Annotated in this window: 1 protein-coding gene; it reads left to right on the top strand. The window is 68.0% G+C overall.

Annotation, left to right across the window (positions count from 1 at the left end):
* Positions 1-1,243, top strand: a 1,243-nt coding sequence (locus EOA28_RS36205) for a caspase family protein (RefSeq protein WP_128315865.1), incomplete at its 5' end; no start/stop codon positions are given.
* Position 1,244 lies beyond the last annotated feature (1 nt).

Raw genomic sequence — 1,244 nt, 5'->3', positions numbered from 1 at the left:
GACCCGCACGGTCCAGATCGACGAGTTCATGGCGGCGCTGCCGGCCGATCCCGCCGTCGGCATCATCATCCTCGACGCCTGCCGCGACAATCCGCTGGCGCGCACGCTGGCAGCGGCGCTGCCGAAGAGCCGCTCGCTCGGCGCGGGCCTGGCGCCGGTCGACGCAAAGGCCGACGGCATGGGCACGGGCGGCGTCCTGATCGCCTATGCGACCGACCCCGGCGCTATCGCCTTCGACGGCAACGGCGTCGACAGCCCCTATTCGCTGGCTCTGGCCAAGCACCTGACCGAGCCGGGCGTCGAGATCCAGAGCGCCTTGACGCGTGTGCGCGGCGAGGTGACGGAAGCCACGCAAGGCCGGCAGCGGCCATGGCACAATGCCTCGCTCGGACGAGAAGTGTTCCTCGGCAAGCCCGTGGCAGAAACAGCTTCGCCCCCCGCGACGGCGGCGGCAGACGCGGCCAAGGCGACGGCAACCCCTGCCCTCGCGGCGAGCGAGCCGCCGTCCTGGGAAGTCGAGCAGCGGCTTTGGGACGAGGCTTCGAAGAAGAACGCCATCCCCTATTACGAGGCCTATCTCGACCAGTTCCCGAACGGCCGTTTCGCCACGGTGGCGAAGCTCAACATCGACCAGCTGAAGGATCCGGCGACGGGCAAGCAGGTGGCGGCGCTCGGCGCGGACGATGCCAGTGCCAATCCCGGCTCGGCCGTCCGCACCTCGGTCGGCATCACCGACGAGATGAGAAAGACGCAAGGCACCGAGCTGACGGAAAGCGCCATCGGGCTCGACCGCAACAGCCGCATCGACCTGCAATTGCGCATCGAAGCGCTGGGCAACGAGCTCGGCCAGGTCGACGGCAATATCGGCCCGAGGACGCGCCAAGCGATCGGCGTCTGGCAAGGCAAGAACAGCCTCCCGCCAACCACCTATCTGACGCGCGAACAGCTGGCTCTGCTGGTGATCCAGACCGACCCGATGATGGATGCCGTGCGCGCCAGGAACGCCGCAGACCAGGCGCGCGCCGCGCCGACCAGGAAGCAGGTCGTGCAGAAGACCCGCACGTTGGACCCGACGGCGCAGCAAAAGCCGCGCCGGAAACAGACGCAGGTCGTTCAGCGCCGCCGCAACAGCGACACCGTGGTTCGCGAGGACGCGCCGCCGCCGAGAGAAAACAACGACTTCCTGACCAAGGCGCTGATCTTCGGCAGCGGCGTTGTGATCGGCAACGCGATCAAGAATTGAT

The organism is Mesorhizobium sp. M2A.F.Ca.ET.067.02.1.1, from assembly GCF_004023285.1.
Lineage (GTDB): Bacteria > Pseudomonadota > Alphaproteobacteria > Rhizobiales > Rhizobiaceae > Mesorhizobium.
Note: the sequence above shows the minus strand (reverse complement) of the source record. Positions and strands in the feature narration are given on the sequence as shown.